The organism is Carnobacterium maltaromaticum DSM 20342 (assembly GCF_000744945.1).
Taxonomy (GTDB): domain Bacteria; phylum Bacillota; class Bacilli; order Lactobacillales; family Carnobacteriaceae; genus Carnobacterium; species Carnobacterium maltaromaticum.
In genome coordinates, this window is the sequence record NZ_JQMX01000001.1 from 1,939,663 (window position 1) to 1,965,210 (window position 25,548).

At 34.6% G+C, this 25,548-nt stretch carries 25 protein-coding genes and 1 other annotated feature; of the genes, 10 read left to right on the top strand and 15 right to left on the bottom strand.

From position 1 onward, the window contains the following. Positions 1–185: 185 nt before the first annotated feature. Positions 186–884 (top strand): DsbA family oxidoreductase, encoded by a 699-nt coding sequence (locus BR77_RS09225; protein WP_035064668.1) that lies wholly within the window; start codon positions 186–188, stop codon positions 882–884. Between the two features lie 416 nt (positions 885–1,300). After that, positions 1,301–1,768: a DUF2798 domain-containing protein gene (locus BR77_RS09230; RefSeq protein ID WP_010054742.1), complete on the top strand. Its 468-nt coding sequence runs from the start codon at positions 1,301–1,303 to the stop codon at positions 1,766–1,768. Positions 1,769–1,815: 47 nt separating this feature from the next. Here BR77_RS09230 and BR77_RS09235 read toward each other — a convergent pair whose 3' ends face one another. The 10 genes from BR77_RS09235 to BR77_RS09280 all read right to left on the bottom strand — a co-directional run bounded on the left by BR77_RS09235 (position 1,816) and on the right by BR77_RS09280 (position 13,196). Next, a complete protein-coding gene (locus BR77_RS09235; RefSeq protein WP_015075400.1) occupies positions 1,816–2,646 on the bottom strand; it encodes an energy-coupling factor transporter transmembrane component T family protein in 831 nt (276 codons plus the stop codon). Next, positions 2,643–4,352 (bottom strand): ABC transporter ATP-binding protein, encoded by a 1,710-nt coding sequence (locus tag BR77_RS09240; RefSeq protein ID WP_015075399.1) that lies wholly within the window; start codon positions 4,350–4,352, stop codon positions 2,643–2,645. The genes BR77_RS09235 and BR77_RS09240 overlap by 4 nt, the downstream gene beginning before the upstream one ends. Before the next feature lie 116 nt (positions 4,353–4,468). Next, complete coding sequence (locus tag BR77_RS09245; RefSeq protein WP_035064686.1) at positions 4,469–5,017, bottom strand: ECF-type riboflavin transporter substrate-binding protein; 549 nt, start codon at positions 5,015–5,017, stop codon at positions 4,469–4,471. A 29-nt stretch (positions 5,018–5,046) separates the two neighbouring features. Beyond that, positions 5,047–5,904 carry an SAM hydrolase/SAM-dependent halogenase family protein gene (locus BR77_RS09250; RefSeq protein WP_010054737.1) on the bottom strand — a complete coding sequence of 286 codons (858 nt, stop codon included), beginning with the start codon at positions 5,902–5,904 and terminating at the stop codon, positions 5,047–5,049. A gap of 343 nt (positions 5,905–6,247) precedes the next feature. Next, positions 6,248–7,138, bottom strand: coding sequence for a helix-turn-helix domain-containing protein (locus tag BR77_RS09255; protein WP_010054735.1), 891 nt, complete (start codon positions 7,136–7,138; stop codon positions 6,248–6,250). Between the two features lie 569 nt (positions 7,139–7,707). Continuing rightward, a complete protein-coding gene (locus tag BR77_RS09260) occupies positions 7,708–8,901 on the bottom strand; it encodes a C40 family peptidase (RefSeq protein ID WP_015075393.1) in 1,194 nt (397 codons plus the stop codon). Between the two features lie 300 nt (positions 8,902–9,201). Beyond that, on the bottom strand, positions 9,202–9,864 hold the full coding sequence (locus BR77_RS09265) for an aquaporin (protein ID WP_197537113.1): 663 nt from the start codon (positions 9,862–9,864) through the stop codon (positions 9,202–9,204). Between the two features lie 299 nt (positions 9,865–10,163). Beyond that, positions 10,164–10,943 carry a DUF1295 domain-containing protein gene (locus tag BR77_RS09270; protein WP_010054732.1) on the bottom strand — a complete coding sequence of 260 codons (780 nt, stop codon included), beginning with the start codon at positions 10,941–10,943 and terminating at the stop codon, positions 10,164–10,166. Then, entirely contained in the window at positions 10,940–12,772 is a 1,833-nt protein-coding gene (locus tag BR77_RS09275; RefSeq protein ID WP_035064689.1) for a DAK2 domain-containing protein, read from the bottom strand. The genes BR77_RS09270 and BR77_RS09275 overlap by 4 nt, the downstream gene beginning before the upstream one ends. 22 nt (positions 12,773–12,794) lie before the next feature. After that, complete coding sequence (locus BR77_RS09280) at positions 12,795–13,196, bottom strand: DUF2177 family protein (protein WP_010054923.1); 402 nt, start codon at positions 13,194–13,196, stop codon at positions 12,795–12,797. A gap of 192 nt (positions 13,197–13,388) precedes the next feature. On the opposite strand from BR77_RS09280, the gene BR77_RS09285 reads away from it, so the two are divergent. Further along, entirely contained in the window at positions 13,389–14,081 is a 693-nt protein-coding gene (locus BR77_RS09285) for a DsbA family oxidoreductase (protein ID WP_015075389.1), read from the top strand. Positions 14,082–14,309: 228 nt separating this feature from the next. Beyond that, positions 14,310–14,708 (top strand): YxeA family protein, encoded by a 399-nt coding sequence (locus BR77_RS09290; protein WP_010054920.1) that lies wholly within the window; start codon positions 14,310–14,312, stop codon positions 14,706–14,708. Positions 14,709–14,756: 48 nt separating this feature from the next. Here the strand turns inward: BR77_RS09290 and fghA are convergent, their stop codons facing one another. Both fghA and BR77_RS09300 read right to left on the bottom strand, forming a co-directional pair. After that, on the bottom strand, positions 14,757–15,593 hold the full coding sequence (gene fghA / locus BR77_RS09295; RefSeq protein ID WP_035066073.1) for an S-formylglutathione hydrolase: 837 nt from the start codon (positions 15,591–15,593) through the stop codon (positions 14,757–14,759). Between the two features lie 35 nt (positions 15,594–15,628). Then, the gene (locus BR77_RS09300) at positions 15,629–16,741 is read right to left on the bottom strand and encodes an S-(hydroxymethyl)glutathione dehydrogenase/class III alcohol dehydrogenase (protein WP_015075387.1); all 1,113 of its coding nucleotides are present in this window, start codon (positions 16,739–16,741) and stop codon (positions 15,629–15,631) included. 231 nt (positions 16,742–16,972) lie between these two features. Here BR77_RS09300 and BR77_RS09305 point away from each other — a divergent pair, with 231 nt between their 5' ends. From BR77_RS09305 to BR77_RS09330, 6 genes are all read left to right on the top strand, one after another. Continuing rightward, entirely contained in the window at positions 16,973–17,758 is a 786-nt protein-coding gene (locus BR77_RS09305) for a MurR/RpiR family transcriptional regulator (protein ID WP_010054915.1), read from the top strand. A gap of 294 nt (positions 17,759–18,052) precedes the next feature. Further along, the gene (gene malX / locus BR77_RS09310) at positions 18,053–19,612 is read left to right on the top strand and encodes a maltose/glucose-specific PTS transporter subunit IIBC (protein ID WP_390882077.1); all 1,560 of its coding nucleotides are present in this window, start codon (positions 18,053–18,055) and stop codon (positions 19,610–19,612) included. A gap of 17 nt (positions 19,613–19,629) precedes the next feature. Beyond that, on the top strand, positions 19,630–20,835 hold the full coding sequence (locus BR77_RS09315) for a MalY/PatB family protein (RefSeq protein WP_015075385.1): 1,206 nt from the start codon (positions 19,630–19,632) through the stop codon (positions 20,833–20,835). Beyond that, positions 20,829–21,206 (top strand): RidA family protein, encoded by a 378-nt coding sequence (locus BR77_RS09320; protein ID WP_010054910.1) that lies wholly within the window; start codon positions 20,829–20,831, stop codon positions 21,204–21,206. The genes BR77_RS09315 and BR77_RS09320 overlap by 7 nt, the downstream gene beginning before the upstream one ends. 187 nt (positions 21,207–21,393) lie before the next feature. Further along, positions 21,394–21,605: a binding site (T-box leader), on the top strand. A gap of 69 nt (positions 21,606–21,674) precedes the next feature. Then, positions 21,675–22,934 (top strand): tyrosine--tRNA ligase, encoded by a 1,260-nt coding sequence (tyrS, locus tag BR77_RS09325; protein WP_010054908.1) that lies wholly within the window; start codon positions 21,675–21,677, stop codon positions 22,932–22,934. A 73-nt stretch (positions 22,935–23,007) separates the two neighbouring features. After that, positions 23,008–23,514 carry a GNAT family N-acetyltransferase gene (locus BR77_RS09330; protein ID WP_015075382.1) on the top strand — a complete coding sequence of 169 codons (507 nt, stop codon included), beginning with the start codon at positions 23,008–23,010 and terminating at the stop codon, positions 23,512–23,514. Positions 23,515–23,875: 361 nt separating this feature from the next. Here BR77_RS09330 and BR77_RS09335 read toward each other — a convergent pair whose 3' ends face one another. From BR77_RS09335 to BR77_RS09345, 3 genes are all read right to left on the bottom strand, one after another. Then, entirely contained in the window at positions 23,876–24,193 is a 318-nt protein-coding gene (locus tag BR77_RS09335) for an AzlD domain-containing protein (RefSeq protein ID WP_010054906.1), read from the bottom strand. Beyond that, positions 24,186–24,950 (bottom strand): AzlC family ABC transporter permease, encoded by a 765-nt coding sequence (locus BR77_RS09340; RefSeq protein ID WP_010054905.1) that lies wholly within the window; start codon positions 24,948–24,950, stop codon positions 24,186–24,188. The genes BR77_RS09335 and BR77_RS09340 overlap by 8 nt, the downstream gene beginning before the upstream one ends. 194 nt (positions 24,951–25,144) lie before the next feature. After that, a complete protein-coding gene (locus tag BR77_RS09345; RefSeq protein WP_035064694.1) occupies positions 25,145–25,519 on the bottom strand; it encodes a hypothetical protein in 375 nt (124 codons plus the stop codon). Positions 25,520–25,548: the final 29 nt, after the last annotated feature.

Here is a 25,548-nt window from a genome sequence, read left to right on the forward strand (position 1 = left end):
TTAAATTATAGCATAAAAATCACTAAAAATTTTTTTTATTCTCTTTTTATGCTGAATGTTATCTTTAAATAAGGAGGCCAGAATTATAATTTCTACTTAGAGGCCGTAACAAATTAAATTTGCTTTACTTACTTACTAAAAATAAGTATAATGAAGGAAATAACTTAGAAACAGGTGAGGACTCAATGAAAATCGAATTTTTCCATGACGTAATATGTAGTTTTTGTTTCCCAATGTCTTACAGAATAAGACAATTGAAAGCAGATATGCCTGAGCTTGAAATTGTCCATCGTTCCTTCGCTTTAGTCAAAACGCCAACTGATTTTATTGCGATGTTTGGTTCAAGAGAACAAGCTAAAGCAGAAATCATGAGTCATTGGAAGCATGCCAATCAAAATGATGATTTGCATCGTTTTAATATTGAAGGAATGAAAAAAGAATCTTTTCTGTTTCCCACTTCAATGAATGGACTAACTGCAGTCAAAGCTGCTGAAATTATTGAAGGAAGCAATGCTGGCTGGGATCTTTTTGATGCTTTACAAAAAGCATTTTTTGTTGAGAATAAAAATATTGAATCACCAGATATTATCAAGCAAGAAGTCGTCAAACTTGGACTAGATTTAAATACGTGGGAAGAAGCATTTCAGGCTACTTCTACTAAAACACAAGTCGAAGAAGACTTCAATTTAGCAAATAACTACTCCATTAAAAGCATTCCAACGTTAATCGTCAATGGAAAATATGAAATAAGCGGAGCACAACCGTTGGCTAAAATTAAAGATTATTTGAAAATTATTCAAGAGAAAGAAAACACTAAAGTCGTTCTGCAAGATATTGGTGGTGAATCTTGTAATCTCGAAGATGGAAAATGGAATTGTGACTAGATAATTTCCTTTGTACCAAAAGATAAAAAGGAATAAGCAGTTGACTCTTTTTATTATTTTAATAGTAGCTATAATCATTTATTTTCTTCTGCCATGGAATTTATTAGTACTAAACTTAATAAAATAAGAGTGCTTAGATAATAAGTACTCTTTTTTTAATTTGTACTTACAGAAAATCAACCTATTTGATATAATCTACCCTAACAAAGCCTACTATTTTTTAGCAGACTTGTCACCTTGTAGAATTTATGTAATTCAACCTAAAAAAATACTAACTCAATCCTAGGATAATTTTTCATCGAAAGCATCTATAAAACAAGTGGGATTAATTTCCGAAAATTTTACTTACGAAATTTTTTTTGTTATGTTACGATGGCTTGTGTACAAAAACTAAAAAGGAATGGAGCGGTATATAGATGCCCACAAACAAAAAAGAAGGAATATTTTTTACAGTAGTCATGTGTAGTATGATGGTCTTAGGTATGACAATTTACAACATTGCGTTGGTAGAAGGGATTAGCACAGAATTAATAAAGCTCGTTGCTTTTGGTTTTTTTCCTGGTTTTATCGTAGCTCTAATTATTGATGTAGCTATTGTTTCACCTGTAGCTAAAAAATTAGCTTTTAAATTACCGATTAATAAAGAAAAACCTTGGCAAATAATTTTGGCGATTTCTGGTTGTATGGTTTGTGGAATGGTCCTATTTATGTCAATTTTTGGTTTAGTGACTGAAGGCAATTTTTCAGGTAATATTTTTATGAATTATTTAGTAGTGGTACGCAATAATATAGTAATGGCCTTGCCCTTACAATGGTTAATTGTTGGTCCTTTAGCCAGAAAAATTTTAGGTATGTATCAAAATCAGCAATTAAAAACTGCATAAAAAAGACTCTAAATTCGCAAGATATGCAAATTTAGAGTCTTTTTCCTTTAAAAGGGATTGTAAAAACGGCTTCCATTTAAATAGATCAATGTGAAGCTGATTATCGTTAAGATTAAAGCAATAGCTACTGCAAAATAGTCACTCGTGTGATAAGGCTTTTCAGCATACCATGTGCGTTTTTTACTTTTCCCAAAACGTCTAAGTTCCATAGCAGTACTAATGACTTCAATCCGCTCTAAACTAGAAAATATTAATGGCAAGACAATTCTGGCCGTACCCTTTAAACGTGAAAATAGCTTACCTTTTTTTGACATCTCATACCCTCTTGCTTGTTGAGCTTGAGAAATATTGAAAAAGTCTTCTTGAATGTCGGGAATATAGCGTAGCGCTAAGGCCACCGAATAACTAATCTTGTAGCTCACGCCAATTCGATTTAGACTAGAAGCAAATTCACTAGGATTTGTAGTTAATAAAAAGACTAAGGCAAGCGGGATTGTACAAATATATTTCAAAATAAGATTAAATTCATAAAATAACTGTTCACTAGTAATTGTATAACGCCCAATCCCCTCCCACAAAACTGTTCTTGAGCCATATAATTCAACACCATACTCTGGCGCAAATATATAAACAGCAAGGATATTTAACAATGAAAAAATTAAAATGAATTTAACGACAAAGGAAATTTGACGCCAACGAATTTTTGACAGAGCAAATAATAAGACTGAAAAAGCACACATAAAAAGTAAAAAACGAGTATCGTACGTCGTCATGCAGGCAACTGACAGTAAAATTAAGCAAATCAATTTCGAGGCTCCATTTAGTCGGTGAATCGGTGTTGTATTCGGTATATAGCCTAAAAGTTGTTGTTGGCTCATCGTAAACGCACCTCTCGATCATAGGCGATAAATTTCCGGGTAAAAGCAAATGGATCTTGCATTCCTAGCGCTTTGGCAAATGTAAATAATGATGTTTCTTTTAGTGAAGCTTCTTTAATTAGTTCTTGATTGGTTAAGACTTTAACAGACTCCGTATCTGCTAAAATTTCACCATCGGCAATCACCAACGCCCGATTTGTGTATTCTAGCATCAAGTGCATATCATGCGTAATCATTGCTACTGTCACACCGCCACGATTTAACTCCTCTAAGAAACTCATCATTTCAGTATAATGTTTGAAATCTTGTCCTGCTGTCGGTTCATCTAGAATAATCATAGCAGGATTTAAAACTAAAATAGATGCGATTGTCACACGTTTTTTCTGTCCAAAACTCAATGCAGAAATTGGCCAGTTTCGAAATGTGTATAACCCACAAATTTTTAAAACATGCTCAACACGCTGTTTAATTTCAGCTTCTTCAACACCTCTTAAAACCAAACCTAAAGCAACTTCATCAAATAAGAGTGTTTTCGAAATCATTTGATTTGGATTTTGCATGACATAGCCGATTTTGTCTGCCCGTTCTTTAATAGACAGTGTACTAAAATCCATTCCTTGCCACTCCATCGTGCCAGATTGTGGTTGAATAAAACCACAGATTGCTTTAGACAACGTTGATTTACCTGCTCCATTTTTCCCTACAATACTCAACATTTCACCTTTATGAAAACGAGCTGAAACTTGGTTTAGCACTAATGGACGATCTTTATTATAACGATAGACTAAATTTTCAACCTTAAAAAACTCTTCATTATGAGTCACGGTATTGAATTCTGGTATGGCAGCTAACCACTGCTCCATTGCTTCTTTCAATTGTGGGCCAGCAACCTTATGAATATCTGCTAAATCAGCTAATTCTTCTAAATCTACTCCAGCATATTTCATCGCAGTTAGATAAAGTGGTTCACGAATCCCTGTTTCACTTAAAATTTCTGTTTTTAATAACTCATCAGGCGTACTATCTGAAATAATTCTTCCTTCATCAAAAACCAAAATACGGTCGACTTCACGATGTAAAACATCCTCTAAACGATGTTCAATAATCAAAACTGTCGTTTCAGATTGTTGATGAATCTGATCAATCAATTCGATTGTTTGTTTACCTGCAGCTGGATCTAAATTAGCTAACGGTTCATCAAATAACAGAATCGGCACTTCATCAATTAAAACACCCGCCATTGAGACACGTTGTTTTTGACCACCAGATAAATCTTGTGGACGTTGACTTAATTGATGGGCAATATCAACAACCTTAGCCCATTTTTCAACTGCAGGAATCATCTCATTTTGCGGGATGCAATCATTTTCCAATGAAAAAGCAATATCCTCTGCCACAGTCAATCCAATAAATTGACCATCTGGATCTTGTAAAACCGTTCCGACATCGAAAGATAGCTCAAATAAGCTAGTCTCTTGTAAATTTTTCCCATTAACTATAACAGATCCTGTAATTTCGCCTTCAAACGAGTGAGGAATCAGTCCATTAATACATTGAGCAAAAGTTGATTTACCAGACCCACTTGGACCTAAAATAAGAATTTTTTCACCTTCATAAATAGTCAAATTCAAATCATATAAAGTCGTTTCTGCTTGACTGTGGTATTGAAATGAAAAATTATCAAATATAATTAGCGGCTTTTTCATGAACAAGCCCCTTTCATTTAGTCTGCTTACTAGTATGTATTGTGTTATTCCTCTGATACATACACGGCACCTAGGACAAAATACCTAAGTGCCGTTCCTCTATTCTATCATTTAAACTAGTCTTTTTTCAAACTTCCTTTTTTCGTTCGTGTTGCTGCATAGGCCACCATTAATAAAGTACCAAGTATTCCGACTGATAAACTATTCGTTATAACAGCTCCAACACCCTGTGTATAGACTTTAGAAGCTGGCTCACTATAAATTAGAACATCCAAGGTAGGAGCAATCAGCCCCCAAACAATCACATTACCTAAGACTTGATAAAGATTAAAACGAATAATAGCTTTCTTTCCAAATTCACCTGCAGATAAATTAATTTTACTCCCAATAAAACCATAAACTGCGCCAATAATTCCAGAACAAATAATCCAACTCCACCATGGTCCATAAGTGGTTAAATCTTTAAGTGTGTGCCCAATCAAGCCAATTAATGCTCCGGCAAAAGGACCGTATAAGACACCCATTAAAGCTAAAAATGGGTAAGCAGTTTCTAAATTTGTATTTGGAATCCCGATTGGTATAACTGCAAACCGTCCTAAAATAACAAAAACTGCTGAACCAATCCCGATAGCGAAAATTGTTTTAACTGAAAAATCCTTCTTCATAAAATTCCTCCTTTTATATTCTAGACATTTTACTCAAAAATAACCTTTGGTGCTTTGCGTAGCTGAATCGTCCACGCCGTCCCAGTACCTATATGATACAAACGCGAAAATGAGTCCTGATTTACAGCCACCCCAACATTGACAAGAGAATTCACATAAACTAAAGGCTCGCCAATATTAACATCTGCAAATGATTTGGCAAACATCATGATATTTTGATAGACTTTTTTTCCTTGGTGGAAAATCGTCACTTGAATACTGTCACCATGCACAATTCCAGCTTGTTTAAATAAAGCCAATGGAATGTTGCTCCATAATGAACCGAAGCGAATATCTAATACATCGATACTCCCTGTTAAAATACCATTTTCCTCTTTTGCATCAATTAAATCTAAATAGGTTAAACTATCTTGTGAAACGACATCTCCCAACTCAGAAAAATTAATTTCACCACTCGCTAAACGAGCACCATTATAAGCATAAATATCACGACCATGGAATGTATGACTTTCTTCAGAATGTGGTAAGCGGCTTACAACCTCATCAATCGCTCTAACTTCACGAATCCCTTGATAATGTCTAATATGTGTTAGCGAGCCATTATCAGGCGTTAAAATATAATGCCCTGATTCAGTTTCACAAACAATACTTCTACGATCACTGCCTACTCCTGGATCCACAACTGAGACAAAAACTGTTCCTTTAGGCCAATACTTGACTGTTTGCAATAAACGATATGACGCAACCCAAATATCATACGGCGGAATATCATGTGTCAAATCTTCAACAACAACTTCATCACTAACCATGTGAGCCACACCATACATAGCACTCACTGCACCGTCCCCTAAACCAAAATCCGTCTGTAATACTAAATATTTTCCCATAACATCCTCCTATAAATTGTCTATAAAACCTATCAAACAAATAATTGCTTAGAACTAGCTATTCCTCTTAAATGAATGGAACACTTTTTCTTGTATTCATTATTTTCTTAACTAATTCTCATTTTAGTTTTCTTTTCTTCAATAGTCAATTAAATTATCCAGATAAAACACCATTTTTGAATAAAAAAGCGAACTTTATTGTTTTTTAGTTTTAAAACGTTCATATGGGTGAGTATAACTTCTGATTTGAATCAGTCCCTTAACCCTTTTTAACAAAAAAAACAAGCTAAAATCAATTATCAGAGCCTCTGATATTGATTTCAGCTTGTCTTCTTATTCCTTATTATTTGTAGCTATATGAATTAATTTTATTTTTAGCTAACTCTTTTTTCAAAGTTTCAGTTAATTCATCATTTTTATTTAGCATTGAAACAGACAAAGCGTGGAAGTAATAATCTTCAGCTTCTTTAACATTTTCAAGTTTAAATAAATTATGCGCTTTTTCGTAAAGCAAGTTTTCTAAACCATGCATTTTATCTTCTTTTTGTTGTAGTTTGATACCAATTGTACAAAACTCAATTGCTTTTTTATAGTTCTCAGTTGCTGAATAATATTTAGCCGTATTAAAGTAAATTTTAATCACTTCCATACTATCTAAAAGATGATCTCCAGCACTTCTAAGTTCTTCTAATTGTGCAATTGATTTTGTGAAATAAACGTGTGCTTTATCTAATTCATCATTTAAGAAATAAGCAACCGCAATTCCATTTGTTGTTAAAACATCAATGATATCTAATTTTTTACCAGTTTCTGAGAATAAAGCTAAATTGAAGTTATAATGAGCATCAGAATAGTTACCCTCTCCAACTAAACTAGTTAAACCTAAATAATAGTAATATTCTTTAATTTCATAATCGCGTTCTAATTTATCAAGTTTGATTGATTTTTTCAATAATGTTTGAGCTTTTTTATATTCGCCTTTGTTACATAAAGCTTTAACTTGATTGAATATTTCAATAAAACTATTATCATTTGTTGGCATATAATCTGAAATCTCACTAAAATTGATTTTCAAACGATCAGCAATTGCTAATAATGTTGTAACTGATGGTAAACTTGCACCGTTTTCTAAATTACTGACTGTCGCTTGAGTACAAATTCCCTCAGCTAATTCATTTTGTGTCAGACCTTTAGAGCGTCTAATATTCTTGATTTTTTCCCCTAATTTTTTCATATGTCGACTTCCTTTCCCTATTCCTATTCACCTATTGTAACGCATTTTTCTTTATTAAGATAGTGATATTTCTTTTTTTTCGTAAAAATTAGCAATTTAATTTATATCTATCTCATATATAATCGTATTAATTTGAAGGTATACAGATGTATTTTTTCAATACTATCAAAAAAACACTTACCAACCTTTTAACAAAGGCTTCCACTATATATACATTACATTTTAGAGCCACTAATAAATGATTTATAAAATAAAAATATGCTTTTTTTCCTATTTTTTACTTTTTATCAAAAAACACCCTAATTAAATCTTTTTTGCTTTTTTCTTGAAATTCTACCTTTTTATTCAATTTCCCCATTCGAGTAAAACTCAATTTAATACCCAAAATAGAATTTACTTTTATAAATCTACAGTTGTTTAATTCAAAAAATTTTATTAAATTTTAAACTAAATATGTATTGAATTTATATCATTCTATTATGGACTTATTTATCATTAACTACTAAATTTCAATTTAGAAAAAAGCAGCTTGCAAGATAACCTTGCAAGCTGCTTCTTAGTTCATTCGTTTATTTTACAACACGAACTGCAAATGATGGAGCGTATCCACCCATACTTTGATATTTAACAACGTCGCCTTCTGTTGGAGCATGGATATAAGTTCCTCCGCCAACATAAATAGCTACATGATAGGTATTTCCACGAGCACCCCAGAATAATAAGTCTCCCGCTTGTAAAGCACCCATTGACACTTCAACACCTGCTGATTCTTGAGGAACAGTATAGCCACCGATTGACTTACCTAAGACACGGCTATAAACATAACCAGTAAAACCTGAACAATCAAAACCACCTGGTGATTTTCCGCCCCATACATATGGTGTGCCTAAATAGTTTGCTGCTTCTGCAACAATTGCTTGACCTTCTGCTGCTGTTACAGTTCCACTTGTTCCACCACCGATAGGAGCTGGAGGATTACTCTCTTGATTTGTTGTTGTTACTGGTGCTTTTTTATCTTCTGTTGAAGTTTGTAGAACAGGAGCTTTTTTAGCTGCTTCTTCTGCTGCTTTTAAATCAGCCGCTTTACGATCTGCTTCTTCTTTTTGAGCAATAAAGCCATCACGTTCACCTTCAGCAGACGCTTTTGATGCTGCTAATGTTGCCACAACTGATTCTTGTTCAAGTTTCTTGCCTTCAAGTTCACCTTTTAATTTCTCTAATTGTCCAGCAACTTCATGTTGCTCAGTTAATTTTGTTTCTGTTTTTTTCTTGTTACTTTCAACTGTTGCTTTGTCTTCTGCTTGTGCTTTTACTAATTCACGGTTAGCTGAAACCATTTGAGCAACTACATCGACACGCCCAACAACGTCTGATAAAGAATCAGCTGATAAAATGAAATCAACGTAGCCTTCACTACTTGCACTTACTTGAACTGCACGAGCTTGTTTTTCTAATTGAGCTGTTCTTTTTTCAATTTTAGCATTTAAGCTATCTACTTCTTTAGTTAATTTTTCCATTTCAGCGTGAGTCGCTTGGCTTTGTTCAACTAAAACACGAGCTTTTTCTTCTGCTACAACAATTTCTTTTGTTACGCCTTCTAATTTAGTTGTAACATCTTTTTCTTGTGTTTCAATCTCTTTAATTTTTTCATTTTGTGAGTTAATTTTATCTGAATAGTCATCTGCCAATGCTGTAAGTGGCGTTGCTAAAGCGGTCATTGATAATGTTCCTGCAAGTACTAAAGTAAGTATACGTTTTTTCACTCTAAATTCCTCCGTAGTTGTTTAATAGTTTATATGTCAAATTTAAGTTTAATAATCAATTTCATTTTTTGCACTGACAACATTGTATCATAACCATTTAAGCTAAAACTACCAATTTTAAACAGATGACTCACAACTGTAATATTGAATACATCAGACTTTAGTCCTATTTTTTTATTTCACTAACTTTCTACAGCTAAACAACATGTAACAACAGTTGAAATTTTATTTAAAAAGCTTATTTTTTTGTTATTTATATAGAAAAAGCCTAAAACCCATAAATGGATTTTAGACTCCTTATTAAGCTTCGCTATCTAGTAATAATTTACTTGTAATAGCTGCTAAAATTCCACCAACAATTGGAGCTACAATAAAGACCCAAAGCTGACTTAATGCTTCTCCGCCAGCAAAGATTGCTGGTGAAAAACTTCTAGCTGGATTAACAGATGTTCCAGTTAAAGGAATACCTAATAAATGGATTAATACCAATGTTAAGCCAATAACTAAACCTGCAAATTCAGGTGAACCATGTTTGCCAGTTACGACAATAATGACTAAAATAAATATAAATGTTAAAATTGCTTCTACTAAAAAGGCACCACCTGCACCCAATGCTCCAAAACTATTTTGACCTAAGTTTGTAACGGCCATATCTGAAGTTGATAAAATAATTTTTAATACACCTGTTGCTACTACTGCTCCTAATACTTGTCCAACAATATAGTAAGCTAGCTCACTGAATGATAAACGTTTATTGACATACATCGCGATTGATACAGCTGGGTTCACATGACAACCTGATATTGTACCAATACTATAAGCCATCGCCACAATTGATAAACCAAATGCCATGGCAATCCCTAATGTACCAATTCCTTCAATACCGCCACCTAAAACAGCTGCACCAGTACCAAATAAAACTAATACAAAGGTTCCGATAAATTCTGCAATTCCTTTTTTCAACAAACTTCATTCCTCCTATACTAAATTATTATAAAGATTTTCTACTATAAATTAGTAGACGGTTAGTTTATCATAATCGTTAAGAAAAACATACTATTCGCCCTTCATTTTAATGATTATATCATCCTTATTATTCCCCATCTTAATGTAAAAATAAATAACCATCGCAATAAAAAAATACGTCCGCTTGTTATGAAAGAAGTTCTGTTATTTAAATTTCAACCATCAAAAGATTGTGAAAATTTCCAAGCAAATTAAATAAAAATATGACAAAATGAAATCATTTTGTCATATTTTTATTACAAACCTTTTTTCCCTAATAATGGGAAAAATTTAGCTGTTTTTTCAGCATAGTGAATAAAATCTGGACGATCTTTATATTTTTTTTCTAACAATGGGACACCTGAAACAAACAAAAGTAACAAAGTAATAACTAAGGGACCAACGATTCCGGCTAGTGCAGAGAGTGATGTCAACGTAATCAAATAAATCCCCCACCAACTTGTCGCTTCACCAAAATAATTAGGATGCCTTGTTAAAGACCACAGACCCGTTGTTAACAGTTTTCCATGATTGGATTTATCTTTTTTAAAAGCTGTTAATTGCCAATCACCGATAACTTCAAAGAAAAAGCCGATTAGCCAAACTGCTATTCCAATATAATTCCACCAATAAAAATTCATTACATTTGAAGTATTAATCATTAAAATTGGCAATGAAACAATATACAGTAAGACACCTTGTAAGACAAAAACATTTAAAAAAGCTTTTAAACGTGGCAATTTTGTGCCCCAGCGCTTGCGCATATTTACATAGCGATAATCTTCTGGCTTGCCAATATTTCGCTTAGCTAAATGAATAAATAAGCGCGTTCCCCAAATAGTAACTAAAATCGTTACCCAAGTAGCAGCCAAACTTTTTTCTGACATCAACCAATAACTTGAGACTGCAACAATAATAAAACCCGGCCCCCATGCTAAATCAACAATTGAGTTATTTTCAATGACTTGAGCAATAATAAATAATAATGTAAAGTAACACAGTAGCAAACCTGCTACAATTAGATAAGTCGTATTCATCCTTTTCCCCCTCTTCCTTCAGTCCAAGATAAAGCGATCGCTACACACCCCTCACCAGCACTCATCGCCACCACTGTCGATATTTCCATCAGATACGTGGGTGGAAAACCAATTTCTTTAGTGAATTCTTGACTAAGTTTTGTAGCTCGTTCTAGATCATTCGCGTGAATCACGGCATACCGTAAAATTTCTCCCGCTTTTCTTCTTTTTTTAATCTTATTCATTATTTTTTTTTCGTTGCCAGCTGTACTAAAAGCGACGCCATTTATTTTGCCACCACCTGCTTGATCTAGTCCAACAATTGGTTTTAAATTAATGAACTTAGCTATTTTGCCTGCAATTCCAGGTAAACGTCCAGAGCGTACCATTGCATCTAGTTCGTTGACACTGACAAGGATTTCTGTTGTTTGAGTTGCTAGTTCAACATTCTCAACGACTTGATTGAACGGTAACCCTTCAGCAATCCATTCTGCTGCATTCATGACAACTAATCCTTCTGCCGCTGAGTTTTGCTTCGAATCAATCACTGAAATTTTCAAATTCTTTGTTTGAAATTTTTTAGCAACTTCCTTAATCATCTGATAGGTTCCGCTTAATTTACCAGCGACAGTAACGACGATAATTTCTTGATAATGGCTCCCTAAAAATGAGAATAAATTTTCGACTGTTTTGCTATTAGGTTGTGCTGACGTCGGATTTTCTTTAGCTAATCGATTTAATTTATAAAAATAGCTAGGCTGCAATGTTACTTTATCTAAATAACTAACTGAATCAATTAATAAATTCATGGGCAAAACTTGAATTTGATTGTTAAAAATAAATTCTTGTGGCAAATCAGCAATCGAATCAGTAACCAACGCGATAGCATGTTTTGGTCCCTTTTTCAATTGATACTGCATCAACATATCATCCGCTTTTTGTTGTTGAATTTCACCCACTTGTCTCAAACGATGTACGACTTCTTCCGGTTGATTTGTATGAATGTGAATCCGTGTTCTTGACGGACTATTTGCCACAATCAAAGAATCACCTAAACCTGCAAGTTGCTCTTTAATCGCAGTTGATGTTGCTGTGGTCTTCGCTAATAAAACTTCTGTACAGTAGCGAAAAATCGGTTCTTCATCACTTTCATGTTGGGTGCCATCTCTTTGCATTAATGTCACATATTCTGTGCCCTCTTCTTTATTTTCCAATTGAAAGTTTGAATTACAAATAGCTTCTGTAAATCCTTCTATAAAAAGAACAAAGCCTTTAGCTCCAGCATCTACAACTGATTTCTTTTTTAATATTTTTAATTGCTTAGGTGTCTCACTTAAAGCTTTTTTTGCTGCTTCCAGACCTTTTTCTAGTAACGGTTCAATATCTCTTTCAGTTTCTTTGTGCATGAACAAGGTTTCAGCCCATTCACGAATAACCGTTATCATCGTTCCTTCAACAGGTTTCTCAATAGCTTGATAGGCATCTTCAACGGCAAATTTTGCACTGGTTGCAAATGCACTGGTAGAAAATTTCTCTGTTGAATCTGTTAAACGAGATGCTAATCCATTTAAATACTGAGCAAAAATAATACCTGAATTCCCCCGAGCTCCAATTAAGGCTGCATCTGCCATATTCGTAAAAACTTCTTGAGTTGTCTGCATTTGTCGTAACGCCTCTTCTAACAGTGAACTCATTAAGGAGGCTAAGTTACTACCTGTATCACCATCTTCAACAGGAAAAACATTAATCCCATTTAAATGATTTTTTTGCTGAATAACTCGCTGGGCGCCCGCTTGAAAGGCCACTACTAAATGATCACTAGTTAGATCTCCGCCTCTTTCTCTCATCATCTTGTCTCCCTATCCCCTTTTATTACCAGTTAAAATACTTCGCTAATCCATAAACTAAACCTGAGGTAGTTGCAGTAATAAAAGCTCCCCATGCTAAATCAATTACGGTAACAACTGTCGACCAATTTTTTAATGTCGCTAAATTAGTTAAGTCATAGGTGCCATAACAAAGTAAGCCTAAAAATCCACCCGCTATTAGTGCATAAGATAAACTGCCTTTATCCAAAGCCGGTTGAAGAACAAAGAAGATAATTCCAATTATATACAACACATAAAAAATAGCTGCTGGAACAACCTTGGTTGGACCTAATAAGCTACCTATCTGATTTTGATAGGTTTGTCTAGCTATCACAATCAACCAAATTAAATCAATAACAAGAAAAATTAGTGCACTCGCTATAAATAGTTTTACAAAATAATTCATTCTCTCCACCCTTTCGTTTATCATCTGATAAACAATTATATCATTTATCATCTGATAGATGAAAAGATATGCTTACTATTTTGTCAAGTTAGTAGATATCAGTTCAAATAGTTGACAGTTGAGAACATTACCTATAGAATAAAGCTTACAATTAGTAAGCATAAAACGATTTATAGAAAGAGGTACATGAACATGAAAATTGATATTTGGTCTGATTTTGTCTGCCCATTTTGTTATATTGGCAAACGACACTTAGAAGAAGCTCTAGGCGATCGTGAGGATGTTGAAGTGATTTTCCATAGTTTTGAGCTGGATCCTAATGGAGCGATTAAACATGATGAAGATATTCATCAATTGATTGCCACAAAATATGGGATTAGTTATGAACAATCAAAAGCGAATAATGATTCTATTGGGCAAACGGCAGCAGCAGCTGGTTTAACTTATGATTTTGATAATATGAAAAATACAAATAGCTTTACGATTCATCGTTTAGCTCAATTTGCTAAAGAGGTCGGCAAAGGCAATGAATTTGTTGAAGCTGGTATGCATGCCTACTTTACAGATGGGGCTTTTTTAAATGATGAGGAAACCTTAGTTGCAATTGCAACTTCTGTTGACCTGGATGAAAAACGAACACGAGAAATTATTCACTCTCAAGAATATTTAGCTCCTGTACGTGTTGATGAAACAAAAGCCATGGAATTAGGCATTCAGGGCGTGCCCTTCTTTTTAATTGATGATCAATATGCCGTTAGTGGTGCACAACCAGTTTCAGCTTTTGAAAATATTTTAGCACAAGTTGATGCTAAAAATGCAACGAGTCAACAAACATTGGTTACAGAAGATGGTGCAAATTGTAAAGACGATTCTTGTACAATTTAATGAATTGATTTAGCTAGCATAATCCCTCTTTTAGTTTGAGGATATGCTAGTTTTTTATTTCCTGATAACCTAACAATAATGTAAGGTTATCCCTTCTTATTGCTTAAAATAGTTGATACTGTTGTGCTCTACATCGCTAGGTCAATTTTTCACTACGCCCATAGCTTGATGAAAGAAAAACCTAACTGTTACATAATAAGCTTATCAACTTATTGGAGGAAAAATAAAATGAAAAAAACAATCAAAATTGCTTTAACTATTCTTGTATCTGGGGTCCTTTTACTTAGCCTTGCTAGTTTCTTACTCCCTAAGCAACAACAAACAAAAAATGATGATTTGAGTCAACAACTGGACCGCTTCAACCCATTTGTTTCCAAAGAAGATGTTTATGTCCTTACAAGTAGCGAACACGGTACAAAACAAAGTCCAGGTGGGTATATTTATTCTCAAGATGCTTATAAATCTGACGGTAATCATTACGAAGTTTCGTTTTATGCAGGTGATGAATTAAGAGAAGGAGCCTATTTAAAACTGGATGCTAAAGGTGTCTATATAAATGATTGGGAAGAAGTTTCTCAAGAGGATTTACCTGAGAAAGTAAAAGAAGCCTTCACGAGTAAAGAATAAATAAAAATAGGGATCAAAAAAGTTTTTCGACTTTTTTGATCCCTGTTTTTATTTTTCTAAATGCTGCAGATGAAACTCAATATGCTCTTCGATATAAGTCGACACAAAGTAATAACTATGGTCAAACTCTGGCTCTAATTTGAGTGTCAAAGGTATTTTTTTGCGCTGAGCAACTGTTTGAAGTTTTTCAGGTTGTAATTGTTCTTTGTAAAAAGGATCACTTTCCCCTTGAGAAATTAAAATCGGGCTAGTCTCTCCAGTTGGGGCTGCAGCTAGCAACTCAACAGCATCCCATTGGCTCCATGTGGTTTTATCTTGGCCTAAGTAAGTAGAAAAGGCCTTGATTCCCCATGGAACTTCACTTGGATTTACAATAGGAGCAAAGGCTGAAATCGAACTAAAGCGCTTCGGATTACGCAAACCGATAACTAAAGCACCGTGTCCGCCCATTGAATGGCCGGCTATTGCTTCTGGACCTGTTAAATTGAATTTATCTCGTAAAATCCCGGTTAATTCTTCAGTTATATAGTCATACATTTTGTAATGAGTTTGCCAAGGTTCTTCGGTAGCATTCAGATAAAAACCTGCACCTTGTCCTAAATCCCACGCGTCATCGTTTGGAACATCTGCGCCTCTAGGACTAGTATCTGGCATAATTAATGCTAACCCTTTTTTGGCGGCTACCTTTTGGGCCCCTGCTTTATGGGTAAAGTTATCATCTGTACAAGTCAAGCCTGATAACCACCAAAGTAGGGGGGGATTGGCAAAGACTTCTTTGTTTGGTAAAAATAGGCTAAAGGTCATTGAACAGTTTAAGAGGGTTGAATAATGACGGAATTTATATTGTGTTCCATCAAATACTTTATGCTCTTCGATGGTTTCTATTTGTACATTTCCCATAATTTAATCGCTCCTTTTGATTAATCGTAAGATAAGACGGTTCGGATTGATTTTCCGGCATGTAATAAGTCAAAGGCTTCATTGATTTGGTCAAATGGCAAGGTGTGGGTAATAAATGGATCCAGTTGAATTTCGCCACGCATAGCTTGTTCAACCATGGCTGGCAATTCGCTTCTGCCCTTCACTCCACCAAATGCTGAACCTTTCCAAACACGACCAGTGACTAATTGAAACGGACGAGTACTAATTTCTTGACCAGCTCCGGCAACTCCGATAATAATACTTTGTCCCCATCCTTTGTGGCAACATTCTAAGGCTGAACGCATCACGTTTGTATTTCCGATACATTCAAAACTAAAATCGACTCCACCATCTGTCATTTCAACAATTACTTCTTGGATTGGTTGAGGATAGTCATTTGGATTAATGAAGTCTGTTGCACCCATCTCTTTTGCTAGTTCAAATTTATCTGGATTCGTATCAATTACTAGAATTCGTTTGGCTTTTGCTTGTACTGCACCTTGAATGACAGCTAACCCGATTGCTCCAATCCCAAAAATAGCGACCGTATCTCCTGCTTGAACCTTGGCTGTGTTATGAACCGCACCGATTCCTGTTGTCACCCCACAACCTAATAAGCAGGCTTTTTCTAAGGGTGCTTCTGGATTAATTTTTGCTAATGAAATTTCCGGTATCACGGTATATTCACTAAACGTACTTGTACCCATATAGTGATAAATTGGTTCACCTTGATAAGAAAAACGCGTTGTGCCATCAGGCATTAGACCTTTCCCTTGGGTTTCACGAACGGCTTGGCATAAATTCGTTTTGCCTGATAGACAGAATTTACATTTGCCGCATTCTGCTGTATAAAGTGGAATTACGTGATCTCCTACATCGACAGAAGTAACTCCTTCGCCAACTTCGATAACAATCCCACCACCTTCATGACCTAAAACGGCTGGAAAAACGCCCTCTGGATCATCTCCTGATAGGGTAAAAGCATCTGTATGACAAATTGCTGTATCGGTAATTTTCACCAGTACTTCTCCTTTTTTTGGAGCTTCTACATCAATTTCTACTATTTTAAGTGGTTGGCCTGGACCAAAAGCCACTGCTGCGCGAGATTTCATTTTTTAATCACCTTTCAAATTGCATTTTTTGTTCTTTTTCTATACCCAATCCACTTGCTTATAGATAGGATTTTAACAACGGGATTAGTATAACATAGCAAAGAAATGATAGACAGTGAAACCAGTCTTGTTCACGTATTTTGAAAAAATTAATTGATACTTTCTTTCTATAGAATTCTCTCTATGATAAAATAAAATTAGTTATAAATACATTAAAAAGGATGGTACCTTATGCAAACATTTTACAAACGTCTGCTGCAAAAACGCGAAACTCTTAGTCTATTAGAAAAACAGGTTTTAGAATATATTTTAAGTCATCCTGAAAAAATTATCCAGATGAATTTGAGCCAGGTTTCTAAAGAGACTTTTGTTTCTACTGCAACGATTAGTCGAACCTGCAAACAGCTTGGCTATGCAGGTTTTCAAGAATTAAAATATACTCTTAGCCAATATGTTAAGACTGAAAAACAACAACTACCATTAAGTTTTTCTTCTATAACAGGAATTGAAGAGATGGCTGAACGTATTCGTGTTGAAGTTGATCAAACTTTGTCTCATCTAAATAAAGAAAATCTAAGTAAAGGTGCTGATTATTTAATCAAAAGTAATCGAGTTGAATTTTTTGGTGTTGGTGCCTCTTTACCTAGTTGCTTAGATGCGGCTCGAAAATTAACTTTTTCTGGTCGCATCGCCAATGCTCGGGAAGATTGGGATGAGTTGCGTGCTGTCGCCCATAGCTTGACACCTGATGATGTTGCTATACTAGTTTCTTATAGCGGCGAAACCATTCATATTATTGAATTTGCTACTATTTTAAAGGAACGGAACGTCCCGATTATCGGAATTATCGGGACTGATAATAGTCAATTAGAGCAGTTGGCTAGCTTAACTTACCAAGCCAAAATTACAAATTGTTATTATGGCGACGTCGATATGAGTTCGCGAATCCCTCTCAATCTAGTTCTTGAATTTCTAATTATCCATTACTTAAATATCTCCACATTGCTAACGGATTGATGTATTTATAGTAAAGTTAGAGAGTTAAAAATTAATTCCATTGCAACCTAAACGGCAGCTTGAGCACCTTTATTCTCAAGCTGTCTAACCTTGCTTTTCACTACTTATGGGGCATCTGACAATAACACCCTTCCAAATATCGATTTCTTAACACTATTTTTCTAGCGACTTCTGTATACCTATACATTTTATGTATGCCATTCCATTAGCAATGAAACCGATTGCTGAAAACGGTTTTAAAAAGTATGCTACTTGTAGCTAGCTTAAACCAATTATGAATTGAGAAGGAGTATTCTGAATATGGAAAAGAAGAAGTTTAATTTTTGGGAATTTTTTCAAGGGTTAGGTAAAACCTTTATGTTACCTGTTGCGTTATTGGCTTTTATGGGATTGCTATTAGGGATTGGAAGTTCTTTTTCTAGCCCCTCAACTCTCGAGACATTGCCATTTTTAAATCAACCTTGGTTGCAAATTATTTTTAAATTTATGTCGACGATTGGCGGCTTTGCTTTTACTTATTTGCCGCTATTATTCGCTATGGCGATACCACTAGGTTTAGCACGTTATGAAAAAGGTGTTGCAGCTTTATCTGGTTTTGTTGGCTATGTGATCATGAATTTGTCTATCAATTTTTATTTAACTGAGACTGGAAGATTAGCTGACTTAGACAATTTAAGAGAAGCTGGTCAGGGTATGGTTATGGGCATCCAAACAGTTGAAATGGGTGTTTTAGGTGGAATTATTGTTGGAATTATTGTTTATTTATTGCATAGCAATTTTTATGATATTCAATTGCCAGATGCTTTCGCCTTTTTTGGTGGGGCACGCTTTATTCCAATCATTACTTCATTAGTTTTAGCTATTGTTGGGATTTTAATTCCCATGATTTGGCCAATTTTTGCGATGGCCATTACTGGAATTGGAACATTAATTCAAAAATCAGGCATCTTTGGTCCATTTTTATTTGGTGCTGGTGAGCGACTTTTACTTCCATTTGGTTTGCATCACATTTTAGTTTCAATGATCCGCTTTACTGAAGCTGGTGGGACAGAAATTGTAAATGGACAATCCATTTCGGGAGCCTTAAATATTTTCTATGCACAACTACAAAGTGGCACCCCAATCAGTCCTGCTGCTACAGCCTTTTTGTCGCAAGGTAAGATGCCAACCTTTATGTTTGGTTTACCCGCAGCAGCTTTGGCCATGTATCAAACTGCCTTGCCTGAAAATCGACATAAAGTTAAAGGACTCTTAATTTCAGGGGTTATTGCTACATTTGTAACTGGAATTACTGAGCCTATTGAGTTTCTCTTCTTATTTATTGCTCCGGCTTTATATGGATTCCATGTTATTATGACTGGCTTAGGCTTTATGCTAATGGCTTTGCTTGGTGTTGTAATTGGCAATACAGATGGTGGAATTTTAGACTTCATTATTTTTGGAGTGCTTCAAGGAAATTATACAAAATGGTATCTAGTAGTAGTAGCTGGCATAATCTGGTTTGTTATTTATTATTCTGTTTTTAAATATGTCATTTTAAAATTCAATTTAAAAACACCTGGTCGTGAAGTTCTACAAGAAGACTTCTCTGAAGCCGAACTCACTCATAAGAAAAAAGGAAAGTATGACGGCGCTAGAATTTTAGCAGCTTTAGGTGGTAGTCAAAACATTGATTCATTAGATAATTGTATTACACGATTACGTTTAGTAGTGAAAGATATGACCTTGATTGATGATGCTGAATTAACAGCCTGTGGAGCTTTAGGTGTAATGAAATTAAATGATACCAATCTTCAAGTGATTATCGGAACACAAGTTGCTTCCGTAAAAAATCAAATTGAAAAAATATTGTAAGTAAGGATTGATAATAAATGAAGCAAACAAATTTTGATGAAGTAACTGATCGAACAGGCACTTACTGCACACAATGGGATTATATCGAAGATCGCTTTGGTGAAAAAAATTTATTGCCATTCTCTGTCTCTGATACAGATTTTAAGGTACCCACGGCGATTATTGACACACTAAAAAAACGAATGGATCATGAAATTTTCGGCTATACTCGCTGGAATCATCTTTCTTTTAAAGGTGCGATTCAGCAGTGGTATCAAAATCGATTTCAGTCTACTATCGAAACAGATTGGGTACTATATAGTCCTTCTGTTATTTACTCCGTGGCTAAATTAATTGAATTAAAATCTGAAAGGGGCGATTATATTGTGATGCAAACCCCTGCTTATGACGCTTTTTTTAAAACAATCACAGACAATCGACGTATAATTCATGAGAATCCTTTGCTTTTTAATGACGGACATTATACAATTGATTTTATAGATTTAGAGAAACGACTTTCTCATCCTAAAACAAAAATTTTCTTATTATGTAGCCCGCATAATCCTACAGGGCGAGTTTGGACAAAAGTCGAATTGCTAAAAATAATTGCGTTGTGCCAGAAGTATGATGTGTTTATGATTTCTGACGATATTCATATGGATATTGTCAGATCTGATTTCACTTATCTCCCACTGACTAGTTGCACAACAGATTTAAAAAACATTGCCATTTGTAGCTCTGCTAGTAAGACCTTTAATACTCCAGGGTTAATTTGTTCGTATTTATTGATCCCCGATGATAAATTACGCGAAGAATTTCTTGTTACTCTAAAAAATCGTGATGGTCTTTCTTCTACTAGTATTTTTGGAATGCTTAGTACGATTTCTGCTTATCATGAGTGCGCACCTTGGGTCGATGAACTAAATCTATATGTGACAAACAATTTGGTTCTGTTACAAGAGTTTCTAACAACAGAACTACCAGAAATTCAATTGGTCAAACCTGAAGCAACTTACTTGGCTTGGTTGGATGTTTCACGGCTACCTTATACGAGTAAACAGCTTCAAGATGCCTTGATTCATTATGGCAAAGTAGCAATTATGCCTGGAAATACCTATGGCACAGCTGGTGAGAATTTTATTCGCATGAATGTCGGCTGTCCTAGAGAAAAATTAATAGATGGTTTACAACGCTTAAAGTTAGCTGTTAATCAACTTAAATCACAGGAGGAATTTACATGTTAGAAAAAATTTATACTGATCAAGCACCTGCCGCAATTGGACCGTACTCACAAGCAATAAAAATAGAAAACACTCTTTACACTTCTGGCCAAATTCCCGTTGATCCAACAAATGGAAAAGTCATTTCAACCGAAATTACCGAACAAGCTCAGCAAGTAATGAAAAATTTGCAAGCCGTTTTAGAAGAAGGTGGATCTAACTTAAATTCTGTTATTAAAACAACTTGTTTCTTAACAGATATGGCTGATTTCGCAGCTTTTAATGAAGTCTATGGCTCTTATTTTGGCGATCACAAACCAGCACGTTCATGTGTAGCTGTTAAAGAATTGCCTTTAAATGTTCGCGTTGAAGTTGAAGCGATTGCTGTAATTTAATAAATGAACGACCCCTCTATATTGTAGCTTATTTTTTACTGGCTTTTACAATATAGAGGGGTTTTTAACAAATTTATTGCATAACCCCACTGTTTTCAATTCATTTTATTTCATTACTTGCTCAATTATTCTTTTTACTAGTTGACTTTTATTTAGTAGTGGATTATACTGTGGTCAATCTATAAAATACATGACTAAGAAAGAGCGCAGTAGCGTGTTGTCCCTATTCAAGAGAGCTAGAGGGTGGTGAAATCTAGCATATACAACATTAGCGAAATACACTCTGGAGTTTCTTGACTAACCTCAAGCGTCTAACTAGCGATATTTAGTTTTGAGAGGTATTCTAATCTTAAAGATGGAATACAATTTGGGTGGTAACACGGTTCATTCGTCCCTGTAAAATCAGCAATAGTTGATTTTATAGGGACTTTTTTGATTTTCTAATTAACTATAAGGAGTGTGGAACAGATGAATATTATTGAAGAATTAGAGTGGCGCGATGCCATTAATCAACAAACAGATGCTGAAGGATTAAAAGAATTGGTGACGGAAAAGAAAATTTCTCTCTATTGTGGTGTGGATCCAACTGGAGATAGCATGCATATTGGTCATTTAATTCCGTTTATGATGATGAAACGTTTCCAACTAGCTGGTCACCATCCTTATATTTTAATTGGTGGAGCAACAGGTACTATTGGTGATCCAAGTGGTAGAACTTCTGAACGTCAACTGCAAACAATGGAACAAGTTCAACAAAATGTGGATGCTTTAACAGCTCAAATGCAAAATCTTTTTGATTTTGGTGGCAATGATGATGTCACAATGGTTAACAATTACGATTGGACACATGATTTAACCTTACTAGATTTTTTAAGAGATTACGGTAAAAACTTCAATATTAATACAATGTTAGCAAAAGATATTGTTTCAAGTCGTTTAGATACGGGTATTTCTTTTACTGAATTTACGTACCAAATTCTACAATCAATGGATTACCTACATCTATTTAAACACCATGATGTGCAATTACAAATTGGTGGTGCAGATCAGTGGGGAAATATTACGGCCGGATTAGATTTAATTCGCAAAAAAGAAGGCTCTGAAGCCAAAGCCTTTGGTTTAACAATTCCATTAATGTTAAAAGCTGATGGTACTAAATTTGGTAAAACTGCTGGTGGCGCTATTTGGTTGGACCCAAAGAAAACAACACCTTTTGAGTTCTTCCAATTCTGGTTAAATCAAGATGACCGTGATGTGATCAAATACTTGAAATTCTTTACTTTCTTAACACAAGATGAGATTTCAGCTTTAGCAGAAAAAGTAGCAACTGAACCACATAAACGTGAAGCACAAAAAACATTAGCTCGTGAGATGACCCATTTTGTTCATGGTCAAAAAGCATTAGATGAAGCCGAAAAAATCACGTCTGCTTTATTTACAGGTGATGTGAAAAATCTAACTGCTGATGAAATTGAGGAAGGCTTTAAAAACATGCCTACATTTGAAGCACCTAAAGAAGAAAAAAACATCGTTGATTGGCTAGTTGAATTAGGAATTGAACCCTCTAAACGCCAAGCACGTGAAGATATTACAAATGGTGCAATTTCAATGAATGGCGAAAAAGTTTTAAGTTTAGAAGCTATCGCTTCACCAAGCAATTCTTTTGACGAACGCTTTATCTTAATCCGTAAAGGGAAGAAAAATTACTCGTTAGTTAAATTAGTTTAATCGAAATTAGAAGAAAATGTGGCAGTCTATCTGGCACATTTTCTTTCATTATCAATTGAATGGAGGAACATAAATGATTGGATTAAAAAAAGCCACGAATAAAGAAGATGCTATCTTACTCAACAAACTAGCTAGAGAAATTTGGGAAGAGTATTATACAGCCATTATTGGTGCTGAACAAGTAGAGTATATGCTAACGAACTTGCAATCTACTGAAAAAATTTATCAAGATATTGTCAATGGCATGAACTATTTTTTGATAAATTTCGATGGGAAAACAGTCGGCTATACTGGCTTCCAGTTAGAAAACGACTATTTATTTTTAAGTAAACTCTATGTAAAATCTACAGCTAGACAACATGGCATTGGGAAAAAGGTCTTTCAACAAATTCAGAATATCGCTCGTGAAAACGACCTACTTAAAATCCAATTAACAGTCAATAAATATAATGACAAATCCATTGCTGCATATAAAAAAATGGGATTCGTAACTGTAAAAGAACAAGTTGTAGATATCGGTGGCGGATATATTATGGATGATTTTGTAATGGAATACAGCCTTGAGGATAACACTAAATAAATCGTACCTATCGTCTTCTTAATTTTTCATATAGTCATTTACTTAAACTTAACTTTGTCTTCATGCTTTCTTATCCCTGTCATCATACTTTCTTCATATTTCTTGGCTATACTAAATGTATACCTAAAGAACACAAGGTATGAGCAACTTTCACTAAATACTAGGACCATTACACATGTGAAACTGAACTTGACACTGATGGATATAAACATGAAAACAAAGTAAAAATTTTCCACTTTAGCTTTGGTTAGCTATAGTGGTTTTTGTTTGTATTTTTATATTTCTAGCCATATAATTTTAGACTATCTAACCGCATAAAAATAAAGCTAATCCCAATTCGAACTAGGATTAACTTTTTTATTTACATCAAATAATTTAGTAAAAGAAGCGACCCTAAGCCAGCAACTACTGAAAGACCCATTGATTTGGTTTTATAAGCAACAATCATAACAAGCACTGCAGCTAAAACTTTTATATTTGTTATGAGGCTAAAACTGTGATCCACAATAAAAACATCTTTAAAAAATAATGCTGCGAATAACGCTGCCGGTACATATTTCATCCAATCATGGAACCACTGGGGAATTTCTCGTTTGGAAAAATACATCATCGGAATCACACGAGGCAAGTACGATACAAAAGCCATTCCTAATATTAATAAAATAAGCTGATTATTCATTGCTGGCTGTGACCTCCGTTTCAATCGGTTTCCGATCCATTAACATAGGTTTATCAACGACTTTAGTAACCTTCAGTTTCTTCTCAATAAAGTAACCTGTCAAAGAAGCGATTACTGTAGCTATAATTAATCCGATCGTACTTTGGAATACTAACATCGTCACCACAGAAAGGACACCCGACAACAACCCAACAAAAATAATTAGTTTATTTTGTAATTGCATCGTAAACATATAGATAAACATCGCTGTTAAGGCAAAATCGACAATATGTGTATCCAATGGAATCGTTGAACCAAGCATTGACCCAATTACATTACTAATTAGCCAAGAAGCTAATGAATAGCGATTGACCATTAAAGCTTTTTTACTTGTCCAATTTTTATCTGTTGAAAATTTCAAGTAATTCACAGCGTAATTTTCATCATTAATAGTTCTAGTAAACAGTGCAATAAAACCTTTCTTTTCTTGTTTTATAAAGGTGGAAAGGCTGGAACTTAATAAAATATAACGTAATTCTAAAAATAAAGTCATTAGAATAATTGAAGCTATCGGAGCAGCATCAACTAACATCGCGGCGGCTAAAAACTGTGCCCCACCAGAAAACACTAAAAAGGAAATAAGTGCAGTGTAAAAACCATTAAAACCGACCTTCTGCAACAAAACACCGCAAGCCAGTCCAACAGGAATATAGCTTAGACAAAGTGGCATCGCAACTTTTAACGTTTCGCGCCAGATCGCTTGATTTTTCTTTAACATGTGACAGTCCTCCATTTTACATAGGCAAACAACGCTACAATTATAACATAATCCGCTTTAAATAAAGTCTTTTTTCTAGATAAATGAGGAAATACTCATTTTAATTATTATACCGAATAGATTCGATTAGATTTCCTTGCAAAAAAACCTCTAAAGGTTGCAACACATACCTTTAGAGGAGATTCAAACTCTTATCAAATTATATCTTCAGTAGCCGAAGTGTTGTTGCTTTGATTTGTTGTTGAGCCACTTTCCAATTGATCTTCTTCACTTTCAGTCGCCCCGCTAATAGCATCTGACTCCTCACCATTAGACCTATCAGATGGTAGTCCTCTTTGATCAGGTCTACCATTTTCCATAGTATTATTCTGATCATCAGAATTTTCTACTTGGTTGGCTCTTGGCTGCCTTGTACCAGCTTGGTTGTTCATTCCAGAAACTTGATATCCACTAATAAAACCAATAAATAAAAAAAAGAAGCTAAGCAAGACAAACTTTTTATTGATTTTTTTCCAACCTGAATTTTTAGCTTGCTCTTCTTTTTGACTTGAGTTTTTTTCTTCTGTCATATCATTCATCTCCTATAATTTTTATTTTA